The organism is Desulfarculaceae bacterium (assembly GCA_020444545.1).
Taxonomy (GTDB): domain Bacteria; phylum Desulfobacterota; class Desulfarculia; order Desulfarculales; family Desulfarculaceae; genus Desulfoferula.
On sequence record JAHLKT010000001.1, the window covers coordinates 37,519 to 62,928 of the forward strand.

The window sequence follows — 25,410 nt, forward strand, 5'->3', positions numbered from 1 at the left end:
AGCGCGGCCCTAGGGCGCACAGAGCCCGGCCCGCTTCATCTTGCGGCTGAGGGTGGAGCGGTCGATGCCCAGGGCGGCGGCGGCCTGGGTGACGTTCCAGGCGTGGGCCTCCAGGGTGCGGCGGATGTGACCCAGCTCCATCTCGGCCAGGGTGCTTGGCGCGGCCGGGCGTTCGCCCCCGGCGGCCAGGAAGGTGAGCTTGTCCAGGTCCAGGGTGGGGCCGGAAGACACGATCACCGCCCGCTCGATGACGTTCTTGAGCTCACGCACGTTGCCCGGCCAGTTGTAGGCGCTCAGCGCCCGGCGGGCGCGGGGGGTCAGCTCGGGCGGGGGCTTGCCCCCCTCGGCCGCGAAGCGCCGCAGGAAATGCTCGCTCAGGGGAATGATGTCCTCCACCCGGGCGCGTAGCGGGGGTATGGGGATGAAGATCACGTTGATGCGGTAGAAGAAGTCGGCCCGGAACTCGCCCCGGCCGATGGCCCGCTCCAGGTCGCGGTGGGTGGCGCTTATCAAACGAAAATCGCTGGTCAGGGTCTGGTTGCCCCCCACCCGCATGAAGCTCTTGTCTTCCAGCACGCGCAAGAGGGCCACTTGCATTTTTTGGGAGATCTCGCCCACCTCGTCCAAAAACAGGGTGCCCCCGTCGGCCATCTCCAAACGGCCCCGCCGGGCCTTGACCGCGCCGGTGAAGGCGCCCTTCTCGTGGCCGAAAAGCTCGCTCTCCAACAGGCTCTCGCTCTGGGCCCCACAGTTGATGGTCACAAAGGGATTGTAGGCCCGGCCCGAGAGGTTGTGGATGGCCTTGGCCACCAGCTCCTTGCCCGTGCCGGTCTCGCCGTTGATGAGCACCGGAGCCTCGGAGGCAGCCACCTCCTCGATCTGCTCGAAGACCTTGAGCATGGCTGGCGAGGAGCCCACCAGGTCCTCGAAGCCCGCGGCGTGGCCTTCGGCCAGGCGGCGGCGGAGCGCCAGGTTTTCCTTGAGTATGGCCCGCTGGCGGCCCGCCTTTTCCAACAGCAGCATCAGCTGCTCCGGGTCGAAGGGCTTGAGCAGATAGTCCGCCGCCCCGGCCTTCATGGCCCGCACCGATGACTCGATGGAGCCGTAGGCGGTGATGATGATCACCAGGGTGTCGGGCTGGAGTTCCTTGATGCGCTCCAAGAGGGTGAGCCCGTCCATGCCCGGCATCTTGATGTCCACCAAAGCCAGGTCGAACTCGCGGGCCTCCATAAGCTCCAGGGCCTTGGCCCCGGAGTCGGCCACGGCCACGGGATAGCCGTCTTGCCGAAGCCAGGCGGCGATGGACTCGCGCATGGCCAGCTCGTCGTCCACCACCAAGACGCTGGGTTGGCTACCGCTCATGGCTTGCCTCCTTTGGCTTGCTCGCGCGCCTCCAGGGCGGGCAGGCGCACCCGGAACAGGGCCCCCTGCCCCGGGCTGCTCTCCACCTCCACCTCGCCGCCGTGCTCGCGCACGATGCCGTAGACCATGCTCAGGCCCAGGCCCACCCCGTGGCCCCGGGTCTTGGTGGAGAAGAAGGGCTCGAAAATCTGGGACAGGTTTTCCTGGGAGATGCCCTCCCCGCTGTCGGCGAACTCCAAGAGCACCTGGCCCTCGTCATTTCCCTTGCCCCCCCAGATGCCCAACTCGCCACCCTCGGGCATGGCCTCGATGGCGTTGAACACCAGGTTGGTGAGCACCTGCTGGAGCTGCGACGAGTCGCCCCAGACCAGCAGGGGCTCGTCCTGTAATTGCAGGGAAAGCTCCACCCCGCCCAGTTCCATGCGGTGGTTGGTCAGGGTGATGGTGGTCCTGAGCAGTTCGCCCAGGTCCACGATGCGCGGGGTGAGCTGGTTCTGGCGGGCGAAGGAGAGCAGGTTGCCCACGATGCGGCTGCAACGCTCCGCCTCCTGGGAGCACAGGCCCAGGTACTCGCGGTACTGACGTATGTCCGCCGCCGAAGGCTTGCCCTGCCCCAACCCCTTGTGGATCAGCTTGGTGAAGTTGAGGATCGAGGCGATGGGGTTGTTGATCTCGTGGGCCACCGAGGCCACCAGCTTGCCCAGGGCGATGAGCTTGTCTTCCTGCACCAGGGCGGCCAGGTCGGCCTTGATGGCTTTGGCGCGCCGTTCCACCCGCCGCGAGAGGTCGTCGGTGATGTCGCGGAACAGCTCCAGCACCTGCACCACCTCGCCCTGGCGGTTGACCAGGGGGAAGGTGGACACGTCGCAGTAGTGGGTGCTGCCGTCGGGCTGCACGTGCTCGTGGATGGCGTGGGCGCTCTTGCCCGTGGCCAGGGTTTGCTTCATGGGGCAGGGGGTGTCCGGGCTGTCGCAGGGGGTGAGCGACTGGTGGCTGACCTGGAAGCAGTAGCGTCCCAGGGCCTCCTCGCGGCCGATGCCCGCCGCGTCCAGGGCCGCCTGGTTGGCCCGGGCGATGCGGTAGTCCGGGTCCAGCACCATCACCCCCTCGCTGGTGCCCTCGATGAGAGCCTGGGCAAAGGAGTGGGCCACGCTTACCTCGTCCTCGCGCTCCTCCAGCTCCTGGTAGATGGCCACGATGTCGTGGAACAGGCGCGAGGCGGTGTGGCCGATCACCTTGGCCGAGTCGGGGTTGTTGTCGGCCAGGTTGTTCAAGAGCTCCTGGTCGTCGGTCAGCTCGATGATGAGGTCAAGGTCTTCCAAGGTGCACAGCTCCGAGCATTCGGTGGTGGTGAACAGGCCCCGGTCGCGGGCTTGCCGAATGCCCACCGCCTGGGGGTTAAGGTCGGCCACCCCCACCACCTGGACCTGCAAGCGCTTCAGGCGCTGCGAGTCCAACATGTTGAGCACCGACTGGCAGCGTTGGCCGCCGCCGATGATGGCCAGGCGCATGGGCCGCCTCTCCTCTGGTGTCCCTATGGTCATCGCCCCCTCCATGGCTCCGAAAAACCGAACCTACCCCTCCGGAGCTTTGTCTCTATAAATAGATACAAGGCCCGTGCCAAGCGGGCGTCGGCTAATTTGGCCTGTATTACCAGCATGTTGCTAATATGCCTCCGCAAGAGGGCTGGCGGGGGCATTGCAAGATGAAAGATGCGCGGGGCGGATTTTGGCGCATCGCGGCTGGGCGGCGGGGGATCCAAGGCATATATCCGCAGGGAATGGCAAAGCAAAACAGGCTGTTAGGCGCGAAAAGCCACGCGGGAGGCCGCGCAAAAGTAGGTGCGGCAAATTGCCTGGGCAGATTGCAGCGGCGGGAAATGGTTTCATTCTGCAAGACCGGGTCACGCTTGCAGGGGCACGCAAAAGGCACAAGCACACAACATGAAGTAACTTGACCGGCCCCAGCCCCCCAGATATAGTGGTTTCATGGTGCCATCTCCCCCACCCCTGACCTGGCGGGTCAAGGAGCCCACGCCCACCGCGGCCGCGGCCCTGTCGCGCGCCCTGGGTCTGCCGCCCCTGGCCGCCCAGCTATTGTGCCACCGGGGCTACAGCGACCCGGACGAGGCGCGGCGCTTTTTGGCGCCCGGCCTGGAGCAGCTGCCCTCGCCCGAGGAGATGGCCGGGCTGCCCGAGGCGGTGGAGGTGCTTTTGCCGGCCATCCGGGCCGGGGCCTGCATCGGGGTGGCCGGGGACTACGACGCCGACGGGGTGACCGCCACCGCCCTGCTCAGGGAGTTTTTCGCGGCCTGCGGCTGCCCGGTGGTACACGACCTGCCCCACCGCCTGAGCGACGGCTACGGCTTCAAGCCCCCCCGGGCCCGCCGCTTGGCCGAAGCCGGGGCCCAGGTGATCGTCACCGCCGACTGCGGCATCTCCGACCACGAGGGCGTGGCCGAGGCCACCCGCCTGGGCCTGCCCGTGGTGGTGAGCGACCACCATCTGCTGCCCCCCGGGCCCCTGGTGCCCGCCGCGGCGGTGGTGAACCCCAAGCAGGACTCCTGCCGCCTATCGGATCATTTGGCCGGAGTGGGCGTGGCCTTTTATCTGGCTGCCGGGTTGCGCATCGCCCTGCGCGAGGCGGGCTGGTTCGCCGATCGCCCCGAGCCCAACCTGCGCAACTGCCTGGACCTGGTGGCCCTGGGCACCTGCGCGGACGTGGTGCCCTTGGTGGACGTGAACCGGGTGTTGGTGGCCGAGGGGCTCAAGGTTTTGGCCGAGGGCCGCCGCCCCGGCCTGGCCGCCCTGGCCAAGGCCGCCGGACGCAGAGGGACCCTGGACACCATGGACCTGGGCTTTTATCTGGCCCCGCGCATCAACGCTGCCGGCCGCCTGGACCACCCCGAGCCTGCCTTGCAGCTCTTGTTGGCCGCCACCCAGGCCGAGGCCACCAGCCTGGCCCAGGATTTGGACCGCCTTAACTCCGAGCGCCGCGAGGTGGAGGCGGCCATATTCGAGCAAGTGCTGGAACGTGTGGCCGTGGAGGAGAATTTCCAAGGCGCCGGGGCCTTGGTCCTGGGCGGCGAGGGCTGGCACCAGGGGGTTCTGGGCATCGTGGCCGGGCGGCTCCTGGAGCGGACCGGAAGGCCAAGTATGCTGTTTGCCGTGCAAAACGGCACGGCGGTGGGCTCGGGCCGCTCGCGGGACGGCTTCCACCTCCAGCGGGCCCTGGCGGCCAACGCGGAGCTTTTGCAACACTACGGAGGCCACGCCCTGGCCGCCGGAGCCACCATGGACAGCGGGCGCATACCCGAGCTGGCCGCCGCGCTCTCCGAGGCCGCGGCCCGGGAGCTGCCCGCCCAGCAGGCCCAGGAGCTGGTGATCGAAGGCGAGGTTAGCCTGTCCGAGCTGGGCCCGGGCATGATGAAGCCCCTGAACCGGCTGGCCCCCTATGGCCAGGCCAACCCCGAGCCCCTGTTGGCCGCGCGGGGTGCCAAGGTGGCCTCCACCCGGGTGGTGGGGGACAAGCATCTGAAAATGGAGCTGATCCAGGACGGGGCCACCATCCCGGCCATTGCCTTCAACTGCGAGGAGCCTTGGATCAAGGCGGGCGCGGGCCTGGACCTGGCCTTCATCCCCCGCATCTCCACCTTTGGGCGGCCCCACATCGAGCTGGTGGTCAAGGACCTGCGCGCCGCCTCCTGAGCCCCAATCCGCACAAATTAAAGTAATTGCTATAAGCAACCTCGGAGACGCAATTGTGCGCCTCTTCCCTGGGCCGGAGCCGCGCCGGCGGCTAGGCTTGCCTCGTGTTGGCGAGACAGGAGACAAAACGCATCGAACTGGGCGGGGCCGCTCTGGAACTGACCCCGCTGGAGCCCGGCGTGTGGGAGCCCCTGGCCGCGCGGGCGGACGGAGCGGCCTCGCTGTGCCTGGAGCTGCTGGCCCTGGCCGCGCCCGTCTGGAGCGGGGAGCCGGTGCGCGAGGCCTTGGAGCGCCTGCCAGCCGGGGCGGTCCCGGCCCTGCTGGAGGCCTTGCGCGCCCCCTGGCTGTCTCCCGCCCAAGAGGAGACCCTTGAGCGGTTGCGGCTCTACCTGGAGGCGCGGGCCGACTTTCCGGGACTGGACTGCGCGGACTGCGCGGCCCAGGAGCGGGCTGGCGAGGGCGCGCCGGATTGCGCGGCCTGCCCCCTGCCCCCCTTGCCGCCCGAGGGCTGGGAGGCCCTGCGCCTGGCCGGGCTGTTGCGCTCCCTGCCGCCCGAAGCCGGGGCCCTGCTGCCCGGGCTCTTGGCCGGGCGCACTCCGGGGGAGCAGCGCTTCTTGCTGGCCGCCTGGGGCCTGGTTCACTCCCGCCTGGAGCGGCCGCATGGTCCCGCCCCGGAAGGCATGCTAGAATGAGCCAACCCCTTGGAGGACGCCATGTCGCTCAGCTCCCGCCCGGACAACCCGCCAGACCTTGAGGTGAAAAAGGCCCTGCAAGGGGCCAAGCGCATCGCCGTGGTGGGGCTCTCGGACAAGCCCCACCGGGCCAGCAACATGGTGGCCCGCTACCTTTTGGATCGCGGCTACGACATCATCCCGGTGAACCCGGCCCTGGACGAGGTGATGGGACTCAAGTCCTACCCGGACCTCAAGTCCGTGCCCGGCCCGGTGGACGTGGTGGACGTGTTCCGGCGCTCGGAGACGGTGCCCCCCGTGGCCCGGGAGGCGGCGGAGATCGGGGCCAAGATGCTCTGGTTGCAGCTGGACGTGGTGCACGACCAGGCGGCGGCCGCCGCCCGCGAGGCAGGCCTGATGGTGGTGCAGAACGCCTGCCTCAAGGTCGAACACGCCCGCCTGCTGTGAGCGCCGCGCCTTCAGCGGGGCTGGCCCAGGTGGAGGCCGCCCTGGCCGAGTATCACGCGGGGTTGGAGACCTCCTACAAGGTCACCCCGGCCGGGATGTGGGCCTGCTCTCAAACCGACGAGGTTTACCAGCTCCTGAGCGAGTTGGACCTGACTCCCTACAAGCATTTCGCGGACCTGGGCTCCGGCGACGGCCGGGCGGTGCTGGTGGCCTCGCTGTTCATGCCCGCCACGGGCATCGAAGCCGACCCCGAGCTGACCGAAGCGGCTCGGGCCATGGCCGCCAAGTTGGGCTTTGACCAGGCCGAGTTCATCTGCGCCGATTGCCGCTCGGCCGACCTGAGCGCCTATGACCTCCTGTTCGTATACCCAGACAAGCCGCTGAACTGGCTGGAGAAACTCCTGCCGCCCGACTGGGAGGGCTCCTTGCTGGTCTATGGGCCCTACTTCCAGCCCGAGGGCCTGAGCCACCAAAAGACGCTCTACGCCGGCAAAACCATGTGCACCCTTTGGCGGCGCTGAACAATGCGGAAATTATTTGCAAAATCACTCAGCAAAACATTGAACCCGCCGCTCGCCTGGTCTATACTTTTCCTCTGATGCCCAGTCCGGCGCATTGCAATCTTCTGCAGGGGGTTTTCCGGCTCAAATATGCGATATTACGGCAAAGAAGGACCCCAATGCCAATTGCCGGCCGATAGCGAGTGCCGGGGCATGGAGCGCTGCCGCAAGGCGGCCCGCGCGGTTCTTTTCGGCCGGGTGCCCCGCGGCGTGGTCATGTGGCTAGGCCTGGGCATCATGGTGGTGGCCCTCACCCTGGGCTTCTGGGGCCTCTCGGAGCTGCACTCGCGCAACAGCAGCTTCGTGCGCGACCAGGGCAGCGCCCTGTTCATCCGCCGCTAAAAAACCCCGCCCAAAACTAAAAACCGGAGGCAGCGGCCTCCGGTTTCGGCGTTGAGGGCCCTGCCCCGGCGCTATTGCGGCGCGCCCAGGGGGGCCTTGGCCGCGAAGGCCGCTATGTCATCGGCGTACTTCTCGGCCAGATCGCCGAAAAAGACCGGCAGGCGCTGGGCCAGGTCGGCCATCAGGGGCAGCATGACCTGGCGTATCTGGGGGTGGGCCGCCTTGGAGGAGCGCAAGCCCAGCACGTGGCGCCATTCGCGCAGGTTGGCGGTCATCACGATCTCGGTCTTGAGGCTGTTGGGCAACACGGCCCGCGCCTCCTGGGGTTTGGCCCCGGCGGCCAAGAGCTCCAGGTATGCCGCCTCGGCGGCCAGCACACCCTTTTCCCACAGCTTGTAGGCTTCACTGCCTTCATCCCAGAACATGGGCTCGATCACCGTGATCTCGCTGCCGAAGCGCTCCTGGGCGTAATTGGCGTAGCGGGTGGACTCCTGGCTGTAGGCGGCCAAGCGGTGGCGCACCAGCTCGTGGGTCACTCCCCGGTCGCACACGAAGCGCACCGTGAGGTTGCCGTGCTCGATTACGCTGTGGTGGCCCGAGGCCACGATGCGGCCCACGAAACCGGCGGCCGAATCCTCGCTGATCTTGTGCTCGGACTTGTAGCAGGTGCGGCCCGCCGCCTCCACCAGCTTGAGCACCTGCTCCGGGTCGGGCAGGAACAGAATCTCGTAGTAGGGCTTGATTACCTTCAACAGGCGCTCCCCGCCGGCTTCCTAGGAAGCCTCGCGTTGGGTCAGGTAGGTCTTGACCTGAGGCGAGGATATCTGCTGGAGCACCATCTTGGCCGGAGCCCAGGCCACGCCCACCGACTCGTCGGCCACCACCAGATAGACCGCTTGCAGGCGGATGTGGTTTTGCAGGGCCTTGGCCAGCTCAGCGGCCAGCTGGGCCTGCATCTGCCGGGCCTGGGGCGAGAACTTCTCGGGCGGGCCAGGCTTGGCCTTGGGGGCCGGGGCGGCCAAGGCGCTGGAGAGAGCGCCGGGGGCCGGGTTGCGCGAGCCGCCCGCGCTGTCCAGCATGGGCGCGGAGCTGCCCCCGCCCACCAGGGGCTTGGGCGCGGGGGGCGCGCTGAGCGGCTTGGTCAGGCGCGGGGTCATGGCGCTCATGATGAGCTGCATGATCTCCTGGCTCAGCTCGCCCTGGGCCATGGCGCGGGCCACGGCCGGGTCGTTGAAGAGCTTGGCCGCCTGGGCCGGGGTGACCTTCTGCCCGGCGGGCAGGTTCTTGCCGAAGTAGCGGGCCCTGAGCTCGTTGGCCACGCCGGCGCGGCCCGAGGCATCCAACACGCCGTCCCTGAGCACCTTGGCTTCGGCCGGGGTGTAGGCCAGGGGGGTCAGGAGCCCCAACAGGGAGCGAGCCGCCTCCATGCGCTCAACGGGGGTGGCCGCCTTGTCGTTGATCACCTGGCGGGCCTGGGCGATGCGCACGTAGGTGTTAAGGAACATCCAATGCGGGTCGCGGGAGATGGCCTGCACCAGGCCGTCCAGGGCCTTCTGGCCCTCGGCCTGGCCCACCTTGACCCCGTAGCCCTGGGTGTTGGCCAGGCTGGTCCGAAGCTCGCGCTCGCTGATCGAGCCCAGCTCCACCACCACCTGATAGGAGCGCTTGAAGGCGGGCTCCTTGAGCCCCTTGACGCTCCAGGCCAGGTCCGCGTTGATGCTGGTGCCCATGCGGGTGCTGGGCAGCAGATAGGCCCCGGTGTCCACCTGGCCCTTGCTGGCGATGAGCACCACCCCGCTGACCGGCTGGATCAGGCCGTCGACGATGTAGGCCCCGGCGGACCAGGGGTTGTTACCCAGCTTCTCCAGGGCGAACTGGTTGATGGTGATATCCAGCTTGTCGCCGATGAGCCCCGCGCCCGGCGCGTCCGGGGCGGGCAAGGCGGCGAACAGGCCGGTGGAGGTGAGGCCCGAGCGCAGCTTGGCGGTGATGGCCGGGCCGAAGATATGCACGTTGGGGTCCGGCGCTTCGGGGGTGGGCACCGGCCAGAAACGTTTGTCGTTCACCGGCGGCATCACCGCCTTGAGGCCCGCCTTGATCTGGGGCCCGGCGGAGGGCACGGGGACCTCGGCCGTGGTGACCATGGCGGAGCACCCGGCCATGAGGGCCAGGCCGGTTAATAGCGGGACAAAGGCGCGTGCGGCCGTGCGAAGCTTCAACGTATCCCTCCGTAAAAGGGCCTTTTGTACTGGCCAGAGGCTATCCTTAGGGGCGGTGGGTTGTCAAGCTTTGCCGCCCTAGCTGGGGCCGCTTTTTGCCCCAAGGCGCCCCTTACCAGGGATGGCCCACCATGGCCCAGACCGCCGCGCCTTCGTCGCTGTAGCCCATGTCCAGGCGAAGCACCACCTTCTGGGCCATGAAACGCAGGCCCACCCCGGCGTCCCACTTCAAATCCGAGACGAAATCATCCAGGCGGTAGTCGTCGGACACCCGGCCCAGCTCGCCGAATAACACCAGCTGCATCCAGTCCACGTCCGCGAACTTGAGCCAGCTTATCTCGCCCAGGGGGTTGGCCCGGGCAGTCAGGCGCACCTCGGCGCCGTAGTACATGGCCGCCTTGTCCGAGAAGCGGTTCTGGGGGTAGCCGCGCATACGGTAGAAGCCGCCCAGGGTGGGCCCGAAGTTGGGCGGGGTGCGGTCGTCCACCACGATGCCGTCCGGGGTCTCGTGGCTCTGCCAGGAGTCGCTGTAGGCGGTCCAGAAGTCCAAGGCCAACACCCGCTGCTTGAACCAGGAGTCGGTGCCCAGGGAAAAGTACTTCCTCAAATCCAGCTCCACGTTGTTCCAGGAGCCGGTGCTGTCGAACCAACCGAAGTCGTGGCTGATCAAAAAGCTCTGAAAGGAGCCCTTGCTGGGGTTGCCGGGGTAGTCGCGGTTGTCGTACATGAACATGGCCTCCATCCCGTTGGTGCGGGAGGAGTAGTCCCCGTCGTCGCCGTCCACGGACATGTGCTGGCCGAACAAACGGAAGCGGATCTGGGACACGCCGGTTACCAGCGGGTTCCAAACGTCGCCGCCGCTGCCGCCCTCGGCCAAGAGGCCGCCCTTGAGCCAATAGCGCTGGATGGCCTTGTTGCGCCCCGCGCCCAGGGGCAACACGTACTTGCCCACCAGGTCGTACCAGGAGTACCAGCCCTTGCCCTGGAGGTAGTCCTCCTTGTTGGAGGAGTTGGAGCCCGCCTGCTGAAAGCGGTACTTGGGGTTGCCCTGGGCGTAGAGGCGCTGGTTGGTGAAGTAGCCGTCCGAGAAGTCCGCGGTGATGAACAGGCGTTTGAAGATGGGCGCCTGCATGTCCACCAAATAAAAGTAGCCCGCGAAGGAGGCGTTGGTGCTGCCCAGGCCGGCCGCGAAAAAGGCCATCTGCTCCTGGTAGTAGCCTGTGCCGCCGCCGGCCACGCCGCCGGCCACGCTGTAGGTCTCGCTGTAAAAGGCGTAGGGCAAGGCCAGCCAGCGGGGCTCGGCCTTGGTCTGGCCCTGGTCATAGACCACCCAGGCCGGGGTGATGTTCGAGGCCAACCCCGCTCCGGGCAGGCAAAACAAAAGGGCGGTGAGGGCCGCCCCGAGACAAAGTGCCAATCCGCGTCTGGACAAATCGCTTCTCCCGCTCCTAGGGCCCCAGACCGATGGTGATGCGCACCTTGCCGCTGGGGGTGGTCTCGATCTCCTCCACCGGCTCCAGGCGCGGGGAAATCCCGGGCAGGGCGGAGCCGATCGCGCTCACAATGGCGTTTTCCTGCTCTGGTGTCAAGGGCTTGGCCAGGACCAGGCGCAGGATGAGCTCGTTCAGGGAGGGTTGCACCACCTGGTAGCGCAGGATGGCGGGGAAGTCCTTTAGCAGATGCGGGAAGAACAGGCCGGTAAGGCGGCCGCCGTCCGGGGTGCGGATGGCGTCCATGACCCGGCCCTCCACCCCGGCCAAACGGGGCAGCCCCCGGCCGCAGGGGCAGGCGCCGGGCAGCCAGGAGGCCAGGTCGCCCCCCCGGTAGCGGATGAAGGGGTGGGCGTAGTTGTGCAGGTCCGTGACCAAGAGCTCGCCCACCTGCCCCGGCTCGGCGTCCACCTCCAAGAGCACGTTTTCCGCCGATACGTGCAGGCCCTCATGGGCCGGGCACTCGCTGGCCAAGAGCATGAACTCGCGGCTGCCATAGGTCTGGTAGCTCTCGCAGCCCAGGCCCTCGCGCACCAGCTCCCGCTGGTGGGGCAGCAGGCGCTCGGCCCCGGTGAGCACGCTGGTGAGCGGCTTCTTGGGCCGCCAGCCCACCTCCAGGGCCCGGCGGGCCAGGGCCTCGGCCCCGGAGGGATAGGCCACCAGGCAATCGGGCTGGAAGCTGTCGATCACGGCCATGGCCTGGTCGATCTCTGCCGGGCCCAACATGCGGTAGTAGTCCACGAAGCGCTGGCGCTGCAAGAGGCGGTGCAGGCCGCGCTTCAAGTTCATCTTCCAAGGCAGCGGGGCCAGGTCGCCGCTCCAAAGGTGCACCTGCTTGCGGCCGGGCACGCACCCGGCCCAGGCATAGCCCCGCCGGGTCATGGCGTTGCGCCACTGGTCCGAGAGGGGGCTCACCGCGAAGTGCAGGGGCTGGCCCAGGGTGCCGCCGGTGGATTTAGAGTAGGTGCCCTCGGGCGGAGCCGCGGCCATGAAGTCCTGGGGCGCGGCCTGGATCATCTCTTTATGGATTATGGGCAGGGGGCTCAGGTCGCGGGCCTTGGCGATCTCTTCGGGGGTTATGCCGGTCTCGCCGAACCAGCGGCGGTAGAAGGGCACCTGCACCACGGCCCAGGCCAGGAGCTTGTTCACCTCGCCCCATTGCCAGACGGCCAGGCGCTCGGCATCCCACCACTGGCTGGCGGCCAAAAACTGCTCCAGCACCGGGGTGGACTTGCCCTTGGCCTTTTCCAGGGCCGGCTGCAAGCGGCGGCCATAGAGCCGCGCCCAGAGGGGCAGCCGCTCCAGGCGGGGGTCGGGGCTGAAGCCGGGCTCGCTTATGGCGCTCCTCCGCTAAAGGCGAAAACGGCGGGAGCCCGCGTGGGCCCCCGCCGCGAGTCGGGTCATAACTAGAAAGGCTGGGCCAGGCGGGCGGTGTCCTCCAGCTCCTCCTCGATCCGGAGCAGGCGGTTGTACTTGCACACCCGCTCACTGCGGCACAGGGAGCCGGTCTTGATCTGGCCGGTGGACATGGCCACGGCCAAATCGGCGATGAAGGTGTCTTCCGTCTCGCCGGAGCGGTGGCTCACCACCTGGGTGAAGCCGCTGCGCTTGGCCAGGTCGATGCAGGCCAGGGTCTCGGTCACCGAGCCGATCTGGTTCAGCTTGATCAGGATGCTGTTGGCGCTGCTCTGCTCGATGCCCATGGCCAGGCGCTCGGGGTTGGTCACGAACAGGTCGTCGCCCACGATCTGGACCTGCTCGCCCAGGCGCTGGGTAAGGGCCGCCCAGCCCGCCCAGTCGTCCTCGGCCAGGCCGTCTTCGATGCTCACCAGGGGGTATTTGTCCACCAGGTCGGCGTAGAACTCCACCATCTGATCGGAGCTCAGCTCGCGGCCATCGGACTTCTTGAACACGTACTTGCCGTTGTCATAGAACTCGCTGGCCGCCGCGTCCAGGGCCAGGGCCACGTCGGCGCCGGGCTCGTAGCCCGCCTGGCTGATGGCCTCCAGGATGACCTTGATGGCCTCCTCGTTGCCCGCCAGGTTGGGCGCGAAACCGCCCTCGTCGCCCACGCTGGTGACCAGGTCCATGCCCGACAGCACCTTCTTGAGGTGGTGGAACACCTCCGAGCCCATGCGCAGGGCCTCGGCGAAGCTGTCCGCGCCCACGGGCACGATCATGAACTCCTGGATGTCCACATTGTTGGGGGCGTGGCTGCCGCCGTTCAAGATGTTCATCATGGGCATGGGCAGCAGGCGGGCATAGGCCCCGCCCAAATAGCGGTACAGCGGGATCAAGAGCGCCTCGGAGGCGGCGCGGGCCGTGGCCATGCTCACCCCCAGGATGGCGTTGGCCCCCAGCTTGGATTTGTTGGGCGTGCCGTCCAGGTCGATCATGATGGAGTCGATGAGCACCTGATCCAGGCCGTCCTGGCCCAAAAGCTCCGGCGCGATGATCTCCTCCACGTTGGTCACGGCCTTCAAGACACCCTTGCCCATGTAGCGGCTCTTGTCGCCGTCGCGGAGTTCCAGGGCCTCGTGCTCGCCGGTGGAAGCGCCCGAGGGAACCGCCGCGGTCCCGGTGGAGCCGTCCTCCAGGATCACATCGCATTCAACAGTGGGGTTGCCCCGGGAGTCCAGGATCTCGCGGGCTACGATTTGCTCAATAGCTATCATTACTTATCCCTCCTCACGGGAATTGACGTACTCACTGTCCTTAAGGTATCCCCGGGGGGCGCAACCTGTCAAGGAATGGGTGGGAAGGTATGACCAGCGTTAGACGATTCTATGATATAAATGACAGTAACTCTGGGGGGATGCATGAATGATAATTGGCCAAGGTCCAAGGCGAAGCAGAAATCGTTTGCCTCCATGAGCCACGCCTTTTTCCTGACCTTTTCCTGCCACGACCGCAGGCGTCTTTTGGACGACGACGCGGCCAAGGGTATCGTGATCAATGTGCTGTCCGAGCAGTTGGAAAAAAGGAAAGGGAGATGCTTGGGGTTTGTGATCATGCCCGACCACGTGCATACCGTGGTGTGGTTTCCCGCCCCTGATGAGCTAGCCGAATTTATAAAGCAATGGAAAAGGCTTAGCTCGTATTATATCAGGAAAAATCTTGAGGGAAAGCAGCCCCAATATCATAAAGCGGTGAGAGCTAAGGAGCCGATATGGCAACGCCGCTACTACTGCTTCAACTTATATTCAGAAACCAAAATCAAGGAAAAACTCGACTACATGCACAACAATCCACTAAAGGCAGGCTTGGTGGCCAAGCCGGAGCTTTGGCCTTTCAGCTCTGCCAGGTACTATTTACTTGAACAACCGGTCGGGATTGATATCGGGATGCCGGGATAGGCAGAGCATTGGGTGGCCCAGACAGCTCGCCTGTCTGGGCGCCGCAGGCGCAAGAGGTTTGGTACTGGACTTCGCCTTGGCAGTCGGCACAAGTAATCAATATATTGTTAATAAATCGCGCCGTTGGGGTGGTTCGGGAGGCCCTTATGAACCTCTTGTTGCTTCGCAACCCAGACAGCAAGCTGTCTGGGCCACCCTGTCATTTTTATTTCCAAACTTTCCCTTGTGACGCCCCTGCTTAAGGCGTTGACCTCTAAAACAAAAGAAGGCCCCGCCGCTCGGCGAGGCCTTTCTTATTGCCTGAGCCCTGCCCTAGCTTAAAGCTTTTGCTTTAGCTTTTCCAGGTTGTCGCGGGCGAAATCGATGCCGGGGTCCAGCTCCAGGGCGTGCTCGTACATCTTGCAGGCCTCCTCGATCTGGCCCAGCTCCCGGAGGTTGGAGCCGATATTGGCGTAGTTGATGGCCTCGCCCGGGGCCAGCTCGATGGCCTTGCCGAACGCCTCGATGGAATCCTCGTGCTCCTTGAGCATGAAGTGGCAAAAGCCAAGCAAGTTGAACACTTCCGCGTGGGGCTCTTCGAAATCGGCCGCCTTGCCCAGGGCCTCTTTTGCCTCATGGTAGCGGGCCAGGTCCTTGAGCGCCGCGCCCCGGTGGGTGTGGATGGAGGCCTCGTCCTTGGCCGGGGGGTTCAGGGTCAGGGCTGCGTCCAGGGCGGCCAAGGCCTCGTCGGGCCGCTCCAGGGCGTTCAGGGCCAGGCCCCTAAAGAATTGCAGATAGTAGCTCTCCCCGGCTACTTCAAGCATTTGCTCCAAGATGGCCAGCGCGGCCACCGGGTCGTCCAACTGGCTGGCCGCCTTGGCCGCATGGAACACCACGTCGGTGCCCGTGGTGCGCGAGGCAAAGTGCGCCCCCGGAACGATGGTGTAGACCGCGGGCACCTGGAGCTCCGGGTGGGTGGCGTTGAGGCAATAGGCTGTGAAGCCCCGCTCATCCAGCGCGGCCACGCAGGCGTCCAGCTCGGCCTTGAATTCCGGGGCGCTCAGGTCGGGCAGCGAGTCCAGGGGCACCGTGCCCGCCGCCTCCATGACATAGGCCGCCTCTTCCAGGCTTTGGAACTTGGGCAGGGCGCTCACCAGGTAGCTGGTGTGGGTCTGGAAGTCGCCGGCCAGCTGGGCCACCTCGGTCAGGGCGCGGATCAGGGCCATGGCCGGGCTGCTGGCGGTGCCCGCCGCGTAGACGATCTCGCTGCTCTGGGGAAAGGTGGCCGGGTCGTAGCACAGCGCGGCCACCGAGGGGATGCCCATGCCGCAGGTGAAGTCCTTGAGGAACACCTCGATGCCCGCCTTCTTGAACTTGGCGATCAGCTCGGCGGCCACCGGATCGCTCACGCTGGCCGGGTCGATGGCCGGGGTGGGCCGCTTTTCCAGGGTGACCACGGCCGAGATGTGGCGCTCCACCACCTCGCAGAGGCTCTGTAGGGCCGCCTCTTCCAAGCAATTGCCCGCAGCCGGGCCGTTGTACTCGTTGATGGCGTAGAACCAGCTCAGGGGCAAACGCTCGTCGCGATCCTGGTTCAGGTTGCGGGCCCAGGCCCAGGTCTGGGGCAAGAGGTCATACACCGCCTGGGCGCGCTCATAGTCGCCCTCGGGGTGGTACACCGCCTTGGCCGCCTGGGCAAAGGACATGGCCGCTTCCCCGGCCTGGGGCGCGGTGAGCAGCGGGAAATCGGTGGTCTTGATGAAGGAGAAGAAGCTGAAGCGCTCGGCCAGCTCCATCAAGGCGCTGGCCTCGGCCTGGACCGGGCTGGCCCCCTTGCCCATCTGCTTCTGGGTGCCGGTCAGGCCCTTGGCCCGGTCGCCGCACAGGCTGATGAACACCGGGATGTCCAGGCGTCCGGTGTCGATGCGCATGACCTTGCGCAGAATCTCGGCCCCCAGGGCCGCGAAGCGACCGCGCACCCAGGTTACGGTGTCCTCGGGGGGGCGCGCCTTGTCCTGCTCACCGGTGTAGCCCTTGGGGGCGGGCTTTAGCTCAATTCCCGAGGATGAGGGGGCTTCGGCCACGGCCAATCTCCGCTGTATGCACCTGAGGGTGTCTATCCAAAATAATGTATAGAATGCGCCAGAAAAGACGGTGCCCGCCGATTGCTCGGCGGGACACCGTATCTAAACGAAACTCTAGCTGACTACACGCAGCCGGTCGGCTTGGCCAGGCCAGCCATCTTACAAGCGCCCTTGCCGGGGCCGCTGGGGAACAGCTCGTAGATCTGCTTCAGCTTGTAGCCGGTCACCTTGGTCATAATACGGACCATGGGGGCGATGCCGTTCTTCTTGTAGTAGTCCTGGAGGTAATGGATAACCTTCCAGTGCTCGTCGGTCAGCTCGGAGATGCCCTCTTGCTCCTTCACGTAGAAAGCGAAGTCGGCGTCCCAGCTCTCCGGATCCTGCAGGAAGCCGTCCTCGTCCACTTCGTAGTCTTTGCCCTTAAAGCTCACGGTCGGCATCTTGGGTTTCCTCCTTTACCAATTATAAATCGGCCCTGAAGGCCACTATTTCTCGTAGGGGGTCGTAAGCACAATGAACTGTCTATCAATTCACCCAAGTACTGTCAAGCACAAACTGGCAAGCGCGGGCCCTGGCCACCCCAAGGGCGGCTGCCGGACCTGACCCGGGGCCGTGCATCTATCCCCTGTCATTCACTAGTCGTTCACGAAGCTTAGCATACGCTCTCGGCTCTCCCGAAGGCGAGCCATTTTATCCTCGGCTTCCGCCACCTTGGCCTTTTCCTTCTCCACCACCTCGGCCGGGGCCTTGGCCAGGAAGCCTTCGTTGGACAGCTTTTTCTGGCTGGGCATGATTTCCTTGCCCAGCTTGGCCAGCTCCTTGTCCAGGCGGGCCAGCTCGGCCCCAAAGTCCACCAGCCCCTCCAGGGGCACGTAGACCGTCACTTCGGGCAAGGCCGCGCTGGCCGATTTGGCCGGGGGCTGGCCCTCGGGGGCCCAGCCGGGCTCACCGGTCTTGGCCAGGCTGGCGATGCGCCCGGCCTGAGCCTCCAAGATCGCCTTGGCCCCGGCGTCGTGGGCCATGAGCACCACCGGCGCCTGCTTGCCCGGGCTGATGCCCATCTCGCCGCGGATGTTCCGAACCGCGCCGATCACCCCCATGACCAGCTCCATCTGGCGCTCGGCCTCGGGGTCCTCGCGGTCGCAGGCGGGCCAGGGCGCTTTCATGATGCTGCCCTCGGTGCCGGGCAGGCGGTGCCACAGCTCCTCGCTCACAAAGGGCATGAAGGGGTGCAGGATGCGCAGCAGGCGCGAGAACACCTCGGCCAAGACCGCCTTGGAGGCCGCCTGGCGCTGGGGGTCGCTGTCGTCATAGAGCGAGCCCTTGGCCAGCTCCAAATACCAGTCGCAGAACTCGTGCCACACGAACTGGTAGGCCGCGCCCGCCGCCTCGTTGAAGCGGTAGTCCTCGATGGCCGCGCCCACCTCGCGGGCCACCCGGCTCACCCGGGAGAGAATCCAGCTATCCTCCAGGCCCGGGGCCTCGGGCAGCTCACCCTGGGCCTGGTCCTCCAGGTTCATCAGGGTGAAGCGGGCCGCGTTCCAGATCTTGTTCACGAAGTTGCGGTAGCCCGCGATGCGGTCCTCGCTCATCTTGATGTCGCGGCCCTGGGCGGCGAAGGCGGCCAGGGTGAAGCGGAAGGCGTCGGTGCCGAACTGGTCCATCACGATCAGGGGGTCGATGACGTTGCCCTTGGACTTGGACATTTTCTGGCCCGAGGCGTCGCGCACCAGGGCGTGGATGTACACGTCGGTGAAGGGCACGTCGTCCATGAACTTGAGGCCCATCATCATCATGCGGGCCACCCAGAAGAACAGGATGTCGAAGCCGGTGACCAAACAGGAGGTGGGGTAGAACTTGGCCAGCTCCGGGGTCTGCTCCGGCCAGCCCATGGTGGAGAAGGGCCACAGCGCGCTACTAAACCAGGTGTCCAAAACGTCGGTCTCCTGGCGCAGCTCGACGCCGCCGCAGGCCGGGCACTGCTCCGGCGTGGTGCGCGAAACGATCACCTCGCCGCACTCGCAGTACCAGGCCGGGATGCGGTGGCCCCACCAGATCTGGCGGCTCACGCACCAGTCGCGGATGTTGTTCATCCACTCGTAATAGGTCTTTTCCCACTGGGTGGGCACGATCTTGGTGCGCCCGTCCTGCACCGCCTTCAGGGCCTGCTCGGCCAGGGGGCCCACCTTGACGAACCACTGCTTGCTCAGGATCGGCTCCACCATGGTCTTGCAGCGGTAGCAGTGGCCGACCGAGTGCATGTAGTCGTCCTGCTTTTCCAAGAGACCCTGGGCCTCCAGGTCGGCCAGCATCACCTTGCGGGCCTCGAAGCGGTCCAGCCCGGCGTAGGGGCCGCCCTCCTCGTTGATGGTCCCGTTGTCGTCCATCACCCTGATCGCGGCCAAGCCGTGCTTCTGGCCGATCATGAAGTCGTTGGGGTCGTGGGCCGGGGTGATCTTGAGCGCGCCGGTGCCGAACTCGGTGGACACGTAGGGGTCGCGGATGATGGGCAGCTCGCGGCCCAACAGGGGCAACAGCACCGTGTCGTCGGGCAGGTCGGCGTAGCGCGGGTCCTCGGGGTTCACTGCTACCGCCGTGTCGCCCAGGAGCGTCTCTGGCCGGGTGGTGGCCACCACCAGATACCCGTCCGCGTTCTTGAAGGGGTAGCGGATGTGGTACAGCCCGCCCTTGACCTCCTCGTGCTCGCTCTCCAGGTCGCTCAGCGCGGTGTGGCAGCGGGGGCACCAGTTGATGATGTAGTCGCCCTGGTAGATGAGCCCCTCTTCGTACAGGCGCACGAACACCTCGCGCACCGCCGTGGAGAGCCCCTGGTCCATGGTGAAGCGCTCGCGCTCCCAGTCGCAGGAGGCGCCCAGGCGCTTGAGCTGGTTGATGATCTTGCCGCCGTACTCGGTGCGCCACTCCCACACCCGCTCGATGAAGGCCTCGCGGCCCAGGTCGTGGCGGGTCTTGCCCTCACTGGCCAGCTGGCGCTCCACCACGTTCTGGGTGGCGATGCCCGCGTGGTCGGTGCCCGGCATCCACAGCACCTCATGGCCGGTCATGCGCTTGTAGCGGCACAGGATGTCCTGCATGGTGTTGTTCAGGGCATGGCCCATATGCAGCTGGCCGGTTACGTTGGGCGGGGGGATGACGATGGAATAAGGGGGCTTGTCCGAGGCCGGATCGGCATGGAACAGGCCCTCGTTCTCCCAGTAGGCGTACCAGCGCTTCTCCACCTCGGCCGGTTCGTAGGATTTGGCGAGCGGTTCTTGGGCCATCAGGGGGCTCCTCATGGGGTTTAACCCGCATATTTCATGAAGGCCGTGTGTCCGGCTGCCCCAGCCACCGGCATACGGTGTTGCTGGCTGCGCTCGGGCCTCGACGTAGACGGCGGCTACGCCTTCGGCCCTCGCTGGCCAGACGCCTTGTCTGCCGGCGGCTGGCTGTGCCGGGCCGGAATACAACCCGCACCTTGGCGCTACAGGCGTATTTTCATCACGGCCGCATGAATACAGGTTCGTTGTTCTACGCCACCCAACCCTCATGAAACATGCGGGTTATAGGGGCAAAATAAAAAGGCCGGGAGTCTTCTCCCAACCTTCTCACCGGCCGCCCGGGCCGGTGAGCTAGTCTACTACTACTTCGTCGTCGGGCTGGGCCGGGTCGGCCTTGCCCATGGCCATCTTGAGCAGCTTTTTCACCTCGGCCCGCACCAGGGGGCCCAGTTGCTTCTCAAGCTCCTCGGCCACCAGCTGGGCCACCAGCTCGGGACCCTCGTCGGCCAGGATGCGCCGCGCCTCTTGGCGGGCAGCCTCGGCCACCGCCTCGGCCGCCTCGGCGGCTTCTTTTTCCTCGGCCTCGGCCTGGGCGGCCTGCTCCTCGGGGCTGGGCTGGGGGCGGCCCAACTGGGCCAACAGATCGTCCAGTTCCGGGTCGCCGGTGCCTTCCGCCGGGGCGCCGGGCTTGGGCGGGGCCTGGGGCGCGCCCAACTCGGCCAGCAGGTTGCGCAGTTCCTCGTCCTCCAGCTCCGCGCCCGGGGCCTCGGGCTCCTGCGCCGCCGGAGGCTCGGGCTCGGCCGGGGGCTCTTCCAGGGCCTGGGTCTGGTCGCTGGGCACGCTCATTTCAGTCATGAGCTGGTCCAGCTCGCCGGGATCGGGCTGGGGAGGCGTCTGGGCGCTGAGCTCGGCCAGGATGCGGTCCAGCTCGCCCAATTCATCGGGCACGGCGCTCTGAGGCGGCGCCTGACCCGGATCCTCGGGCCGCACCACGTCGGTGAGCTCGATGATCTCGGCGTCGGGGGGCGGCGTGCTCTCTTTGCTCAAGTCCCACTCCGGGTAATAAGGCTCGGATAAGCCAGATAATTATCACAATTCCCGGGTATAGGCAACCAGGGGCTTAAGGCCCGCCCCTGCGCCGCAAACGGCGCAGCAGGGCCAGGTTGCGCCGGTCGGCCCAGCGGGTGTCCTTGGGGGTCTCCATGACCCCGCCGACTTCTTTTAGTCTCGGGTCGTTGACCAGCATTGCGAAGCAGTCCTGGCCGATAAGCCCCTGGCCGATGTGGGTGTGCCGGTCGCGGTGGCCGCCCAGGGGGAAGTCGCTGTCGTTTAGGTGGAACAGCTTGACGCGCTCCAGGCCCACCACCCGGGCCAGGTCGTCCAGAAAAGCCTTGGTCTGGGCCGCGCCGCTCAGGTCGTAGCCCGCCGCAAAGGCGTGGGCCGTGTCAATGGCCCCGCCGCAGGGCAGGCCCTTGAGGCTGTCCAGCAGGGCGGCCATGTCTTCCAGGCTGCCGCCCAAATGCCCTCCCCCGCCGGCGGTGTTCTCCAGCCACAGCTCGGCCGATCCCCCGCTGGCCTCGATGGCCCTCCGGGCGCCCTCGGCCACACGCTCGCGGCCCCAGGCCGCCTCGCGCTGGCCCCGGCTGCCCGGGTGCACCACCACGGCGTCCGCGCCCAGCTTGGCCGCGCGCTTCAATTGAGAAGCAAGCGCCTGATAGGAGCGCCGCCACAGGGCGTGGTCCGGGCTGGCCAGGTTGATCAGATAGGGGGCGTGCACCACCACGGGCCGCAACCCGGCGGCCTCGGATGCTTGGCAAAAGGCCTGGGCCTCGGCCTTGGTCAGCGGCTTTTGCTTCCAGGTGCGCGGGGTGCCGGAGAAGATTTGCAGGCACTCCAGGCCCAGACGCGCGGCGGCCTCGGCCGCGCGGGAGGGGCCCCCCGCGGCCGAGAGATGGATGCCCAGGCGCAAGGGGCTAATCCAGACTGGCGGTCATGGGGAGAGACATGTTGATTTCACCTTCGAGGGCGCAAGTTGCTCAGCGAGCCAAATGTGAAGCAAGACCTTGCCGGCAACGCCTAGGCTTCCCGAGGCGGTTTGCTTGCCAACAAGAACACCCCCACCGCGATCATCCACAGGAGCGAAAGCTTGGTGGCCCCCCGGTTGATATCAAAGGCCAGAGGGAAGCCGAACACCTCGGTGTTTCCGTAGAGCACGCCGAGCCCGATCAGTATGCCCAACCAGCCCAAAATAGCGGGCCATAAGGAGCCTTCCGCGCTCAGAATCATGGCGATGCCGAAAAAGAACAGCATCAGGCTCAGGAAGAGAAAGCCCATGTGCTCGCCGATGGTGGTGCCCATATAGGTGTCGAAAGCGCGAAACATGAAGGCACCGGTTTGGGCCAGGGCGCTGTCCGGGGCGGCCTGGGCGTGGCTTTGGGCAATGAAGGGAACCAGGAACACCCAGCGCATGAAACCGAATATAAAGCAAAGGCCCGCGCAGACGCCGCTGTACTTGCCCAGCTCCAGCCAGACCCCGTTTTGGGGCCCCCGGAAAACCCGGTGGAAAAGCACCGCTTCCATTATCACCAGCACGGCCGAGACCATGAGGCCGTAGTAAAGCGCACGGGCCAGATCCGCCTTGGCCATGAACTTGGCCAGGGCCACCCCGGTTTCCTCGCGCAGGATCTCGGGATAGCCCAGCTTGACCCCCAGCAGCACGAAGCAGGTGAGCATGAGCAGAGAAGAGCAGGCAAATACAACACCGGAAGCTTTCCTGAGCATGGCGACAGGCCCCCCTGTACGATGACAAAATCGAACGCGCCCGAATATAGGCGGGATGGCGTCCCGCCCATATTCACGGCTTTAATCTCACCCCCGGTTACGCGGCACCGGGCATCCGAGAGATGGATGCCCAGGCGCAAGCCTAGCCCTTTTTGCGGGCCGCGATGGACTCCATCATGGCCTTGACCGCGGCCTTGTGCTCCGGGCTGGTCATGGCCGAACGGAAGCAGCGGATCTCGTAGTCCAGAACCTGCTCCATGGCGGCCCCGGCCCCGGTGCGCATGAGGGTCTTGGCCATGCTCACCGCGGTGGCGGGATAGGCCGCGATCTGCCCGGCCAGCTCCAGGGCGGCCTCCATGAGCTGGCCCTCGGGGGCCACCCGGTTCACCAGGCCCATGGCCAGGGCCTCCTCGGCGGGCACCTTGCGGGCGGTGAGGGTCATGTCCAGGGCGCGGCCCAGGCCCACGATGGCCGGCAGCAGGAAGGAGGAGCCGAACTCCGGGGTGACCCCGATGCGCACGAAACCGGCCGAGAAGTAGGACTCGGCGGCGGCCACCCGAAGGTCGCACATCAGGCTTACGGTGAGGCCCCAGCCCACGGCCGGGCCGTTGACCGCCGCGATGAGCGGCTTGGGGAAGTTGGCCATGGCCCGGGGGAAGCCCAGGCCGGTGAAGCTCTCGCGGGCGGCGCTGTCCTGCTGGGCGGCCATGGCCGCGAAACGGCCCAGGTCCGCCCCGGCGCTGAAGGCCCGGCCCGCCCCGGTGAGCACCACCGCGCGCACCTTGGGGTCGTTTTCCGCCTCGGCCAGGGCGTCCATGAGCTCTTGGCCCAACTCGTGGTTAAGCGCGTTCAGCTGCTCGGGGCGGTTGAGGGTGAGCACCCGGACGGGGCCCTGGTCCTGAATCAAGACGGTCTTGTCGCTCATGGCTCTCTCCTCGCTGCGGGCGAAGATCCCAGGCTAGCCCAGCCGGAGGCCCCTGTCAAAGCGCCTATTCCGCCCATGCTGTCTCGTTTTTTCTTGACACCTTGCCCGGGTTTTGCCAATAGTTACGATGTAGCTATATTACGGTTACATTACAACCCTAACAAGCCCTTGGGCCCGAGGGACAGAGACCCTCGCGCCCATTCCCAGGGCGCTCATCTGGAGGGAGAGCGCATGCGTCTAGCCGGAAAAAAAGCCATCGTAACCGGGTCTTCCCGGGGCGTGGGCGCCGCCGTGGCTCTGGCCTACGGCCGCCAAGGCGCCGACGTGGTGGTCAACTACACCTCCTCCGAGGGTCCTGCCAAAGACATCGTCAAACAGATCGAGGAAATGGGCCAAAAGGCCGTGGCCGTTAAGGCCGACGCGGCCTCGGAGGCCGACTGCCAGAAGCTGGTGGACGCGGCCAAGAACGACCTGGGCGGCCTGGACATCGTGGTCAACAACGCGGGCTTCACCCGCCCGGCCATGCTCCACAAGATGACCGAGGAGCAGTGGGACCAGGTGCTGGGCATCCATCTTAAAGCGGCCTGGCTCATGTCCAAGGCGGCCCACCCCATCTTCAAGGAGCAGTCCTCGGGCAAGATCATCAACGTGACCAGCGTGGCCGGCGTGGTGGGCACGGTGGGCCAGATCAACTACTCCGCCGCCAAGGGCGGGGTGATCAGCCTCACCAAGTCCGTGGCCCGCGAGATGGCCCGCTCCAACGTCTGCTGCAACGTCATTTCCCTGGGCATCGTGGCCACGGACATGACCGAGAAGATCCGCTCCGACGAGAAGCTCAAAGACATCTACATGAACCGCATCCTGCTCAAGCGCTTTGCCGAGGCCGACGACATCACCCCGGCCTTCGTGTTTTTGGCCAGCAACGAGGCCGACTACATCACCGGCCAACTCCTGTGCGTGGACGGCGGATACGGCATGATCTAGCTGATTCCCCCGGGGGGATCGATGAAACGTGAATTTTAAAAAGAGCCATAGGCTTTAGGAGAGGGACATGGCGGCCATACCCGACAAAATCGACACTTGGCAGATGGTGAGCCCCACCACCTACAAGAAGGATGAAAACGGCAAGTTCGTGATGGACGCGCCGGGCAAACTGGAGCGCACCACCATCCCCATGCCCGAGCTGGGCGAGGGCGATGCCCTGGTAGAGGTGGCCGGCTGCGGCGTGTGCCACACCGACCTTAGCTACTTCTACGATGGCGTGCCCACGGTGAGCAAGCCGCCCCTGACCCTGGGCCACGAGATCGCGGGCACCGTGCTGGCCGGCCCCGACGCCCTTATCGGCAAGAACGTGATCGTGCCGGCGGTCATGCCCTGCGGCAACTGCCCCATCTGCGACCAGGGCCGCGGCAACCGCTGCCTGGCCCAGAAGATGCCGGGCAACTCCCTGGGCATCTACGGCGGCTTCTCCAGCCACATCCCGGTCCCGGCCGGCGACCTGTGCGTGGTGGACGATCCCAAGTTCCCGCTGAGCCACTATGCGGTGGTGGCCGACGCGGGCACCACGCCCTACCAGGCGGCCATGCGCGCCGACCTGAAGGACGGCGACCTGGTGATCATCACCGGCATCACCGGCGGCGTGGGCGTGTACATGGGCCAGATCGCCAAGGCCCTGGGGGCCAAGGTGGTGGTGGGCATGGCCCGCAACCAGGCCAAGCTGGACCGCGCCCTGAACTTCGGAGTCGACTACGTGATCAACTCCAAGGGCAAGGACGTCAAGGAGGTCAAGGGCGAGTTCGGGGCCATCTGCAAGGAGGCCGGGGTTCCCAAGAACGTGGGCTGGAAGATCTTCGAGTGCACCGGCACCGCCGGGGGCCAGGAACTGGCTCTGGCCTTCCTGTCCTTCCTGGGCAAGATGGTGGTGGTGGGCTTCGGCATGCAGAGCAACAAGTACATGCTCTCTAAGCTCATGGCCTTCGACGCCGAGATCATCGGCACCTGGGGCTGCCTGCCCGAGTACTATCCCAAGGTCTTGGAGATGGTCCAGGACGGCCGGGTTCAGATCGAGCCCTTCCTGGAGACCAAGCCCATGAGCACCATCCAGGAGGTCTTCGAACAGCAGCACAACGGCCTGTTCGACAAGCGCCAGGTCCTGGAGCCTGACTTTTAGGCCGCTGGACAGCTTTTA

General features: G+C 66.2%; 22 protein-coding genes. 8 read left to right on the forward strand and 14 right to left on the reverse strand.

What is annotated here, in order from left to right; all coding sequences use genetic code 11:
* Positions 1-9: 9 nt before the first annotated feature.
* Positions 10-1,362: a sigma-54 dependent transcriptional regulator gene (locus tag KQH53_00200; protein ID MCB2225067.1), complete on the reverse strand. Its 1,353-nt coding sequence runs from the start codon at positions 1,360-1,362 to the stop codon at positions 10-12.
* Positions 1,359-2,873: a PAS domain-containing protein gene (locus KQH53_00205; protein MCB2225068.1), complete on the reverse strand. Its 1,515-nt coding sequence runs from the start codon at positions 2,871-2,873 to the stop codon at positions 1,359-1,361. Before KQH53_00205 ends, KQH53_00200 begins: the two co-directional genes overlap by 4 nt.
* Positions 2,874-3,350: 477 nt before the next feature.
* On the opposite strand from KQH53_00205, the gene recJ reads away from it, so the two are divergent.
* From recJ to KQH53_00230, 5 genes are all read left to right on the forward strand, one after another.
* Positions 3,351-5,069 carry a single-stranded-DNA-specific exonuclease RecJ gene (gene recJ, locus KQH53_00210; protein MCB2225069.1) on the forward strand — a complete coding sequence of 573 codons (1,719 nt, stop codon included), beginning with the start codon at positions 3,351-3,353 and terminating at the stop codon, positions 5,067-5,069.
* Positions 5,070-5,173: 104 nt separating this feature from the next.
* Positions 5,174-5,761 (forward strand): hypothetical protein, encoded by a 588-nt coding sequence (locus tag KQH53_00215; protein ID MCB2225070.1) that lies wholly within the window; start codon positions 5,174-5,176, stop codon positions 5,759-5,761.
* Between the two features lie 21 nt (positions 5,762-5,782).
* Positions 5,783-6,208 (forward strand): CoA-binding protein, encoded by a 426-nt coding sequence (locus KQH53_00220; GenBank protein ID MCB2225071.1) that lies wholly within the window; start codon positions 5,783-5,785, stop codon positions 6,206-6,208.
* Entirely contained in the window at positions 6,205-6,729 is a 525-nt protein-coding gene (locus KQH53_00225; protein MCB2225072.1) for a methyltransferase domain-containing protein, read from the forward strand. Before KQH53_00220 ends, KQH53_00225 begins: the two co-directional genes overlap by 4 nt.
* A gap of 165 nt (positions 6,730-6,894) precedes the next feature.
* Positions 6,895-7,110 carry a hypothetical protein gene (locus tag KQH53_00230; protein MCB2225073.1) on the forward strand — a complete coding sequence of 72 codons (216 nt, stop codon included), beginning with the start codon at positions 6,895-6,897 and terminating at the stop codon, positions 7,108-7,110.
* 71 nt (positions 7,111-7,181) lie between these two features.
* Here the strand turns inward: KQH53_00230 and thyX are convergent, their stop codons facing one another.
* The 5 genes from thyX to eno form a co-directional block, all read right to left on the reverse strand.
* On the reverse strand, positions 7,182-7,865 hold the full coding sequence (gene thyX / locus KQH53_00235) for an FAD-dependent thymidylate synthase (protein MCB2225074.1): 684 nt from the start codon (positions 7,863-7,865) through the stop codon (positions 7,182-7,184).
* A gap of 18 nt (positions 7,866-7,883) precedes the next feature.
* A complete protein-coding gene (locus KQH53_00240) occupies positions 7,884-9,329 on the reverse strand; it encodes a hypothetical protein (protein ID MCB2225075.1) in 1,446 nt (481 codons plus the stop codon).
* 112 nt (positions 9,330-9,441) lie between these two features.
* Positions 9,442-10,686 carry a BamA/TamA family outer membrane protein gene (locus KQH53_00245; protein ID MCB2225076.1) on the reverse strand — a complete coding sequence of 415 codons (1,245 nt, stop codon included), beginning with the start codon at positions 10,684-10,686 and terminating at the stop codon, positions 9,442-9,444.
* A 91-nt stretch (positions 10,687-10,777) separates the two neighbouring features.
* On the reverse strand, positions 10,778-12,082 hold the full coding sequence (locus KQH53_00250; protein ID MCB2225077.1) for a hypothetical protein: 1,305 nt from the start codon (positions 12,080-12,082) through the stop codon (positions 10,778-10,780).
* Positions 12,083-12,225: 143 nt separating this feature from the next.
* Positions 12,226-13,494, reverse strand: a complete 1,269-nt coding sequence (gene eno / locus KQH53_00255; GenBank protein ID MCB2225078.1) for a phosphopyruvate hydratase — start codon at positions 13,492-13,494, stop codon at positions 12,226-12,228.
* Between the two features lie 144 nt (positions 13,495-13,638).
* On the opposite strand from eno, the gene KQH53_00260 reads away from it, so the two are divergent.
* The gene (locus KQH53_00260; protein MCB2225079.1) at positions 13,639-14,175 is read left to right on the forward strand and encodes a transposase; all 537 of its coding nucleotides are present in this window, start codon (positions 13,639-13,641) and stop codon (positions 14,173-14,175) included.
* A gap of 317 nt (positions 14,176-14,492) precedes the next feature.
* Here the strand turns inward: KQH53_00260 and KQH53_00265 are convergent, their stop codons facing one another.
* The 7 genes from KQH53_00265 to KQH53_00295 all read right to left on the reverse strand — a co-directional run bounded on the left by KQH53_00265 (position 14,493) and on the right by KQH53_00295 (position 23,222).
* Positions 14,493-16,238 carry a YcaO-like family protein gene (locus tag KQH53_00265; GenBank protein ID MCB2225080.1) on the reverse strand — a complete coding sequence of 582 codons (1,746 nt, stop codon included), beginning with the start codon at positions 16,236-16,238 and terminating at the stop codon, positions 14,493-14,495.
* A gap of 122 nt (positions 16,239-16,360) precedes the next feature.
* On the reverse strand, positions 16,361-16,678 hold the full coding sequence (locus KQH53_00270) for a TusE/DsrC/DsvC family sulfur relay protein (protein ID MCB2225081.1): 318 nt from the start codon (positions 16,676-16,678) through the stop codon (positions 16,361-16,363).
* A 195-nt stretch (positions 16,679-16,873) separates the two neighbouring features.
* Positions 16,874-19,519 (reverse strand): valine--tRNA ligase, encoded by a 2,646-nt coding sequence (locus KQH53_00275; GenBank protein ID MCB2225082.1) that lies wholly within the window; start codon positions 19,517-19,519, stop codon positions 16,874-16,876.
* A gap of 348 nt (positions 19,520-19,867) precedes the next feature.
* Entirely contained in the window at positions 19,868-20,563 is a 696-nt protein-coding gene (locus KQH53_00280) for a hypothetical protein (protein ID MCB2225083.1), read from the reverse strand.
* 73 nt (positions 20,564-20,636) lie between these two features.
* A complete protein-coding gene (locus KQH53_00285) occupies positions 20,637-21,485 on the reverse strand; it encodes a deoxyribonuclease IV (GenBank protein MCB2225084.1) in 849 nt (282 codons plus the stop codon).
* A 107-nt stretch (positions 21,486-21,592) separates the two neighbouring features.
* Positions 21,593-22,297: a DUF4386 domain-containing protein gene (locus KQH53_00290; GenBank protein ID MCB2225085.1), complete on the reverse strand. Its 705-nt coding sequence runs from the start codon at positions 22,295-22,297 to the stop codon at positions 21,593-21,595.
* Positions 22,298-22,439: 142 nt separating this feature from the next.
* A complete protein-coding gene (locus KQH53_00295; protein ID MCB2225086.1) occupies positions 22,440-23,222 on the reverse strand; it encodes an enoyl-CoA hydratase/isomerase family protein in 783 nt (260 codons plus the stop codon).
* A 231-nt stretch (positions 23,223-23,453) separates the two neighbouring features.
* Between KQH53_00295 and KQH53_00300 the strand changes: the two genes are divergently transcribed.
* Both KQH53_00300 and had read left to right on the forward strand, forming a co-directional pair.
* Positions 23,454-24,206, forward strand: a complete 753-nt coding sequence (locus tag KQH53_00300) for a 3-oxoacyl-ACP reductase FabG (GenBank protein ID MCB2225087.1) — start codon at positions 23,454-23,456, stop codon at positions 24,204-24,206.
* Positions 24,207-24,273: 67 nt separating this feature from the next.
* Complete coding sequence (gene had, locus KQH53_00305; protein MCB2225088.1) at positions 24,274-25,392, forward strand: 6-hydroxycyclohex-1-ene-1-carbonyl-CoA dehydrogenase; 1,119 nt, start codon at positions 24,274-24,276, stop codon at positions 25,390-25,392.
* Positions 25,393-25,410: the final 18 nt, after the last annotated feature.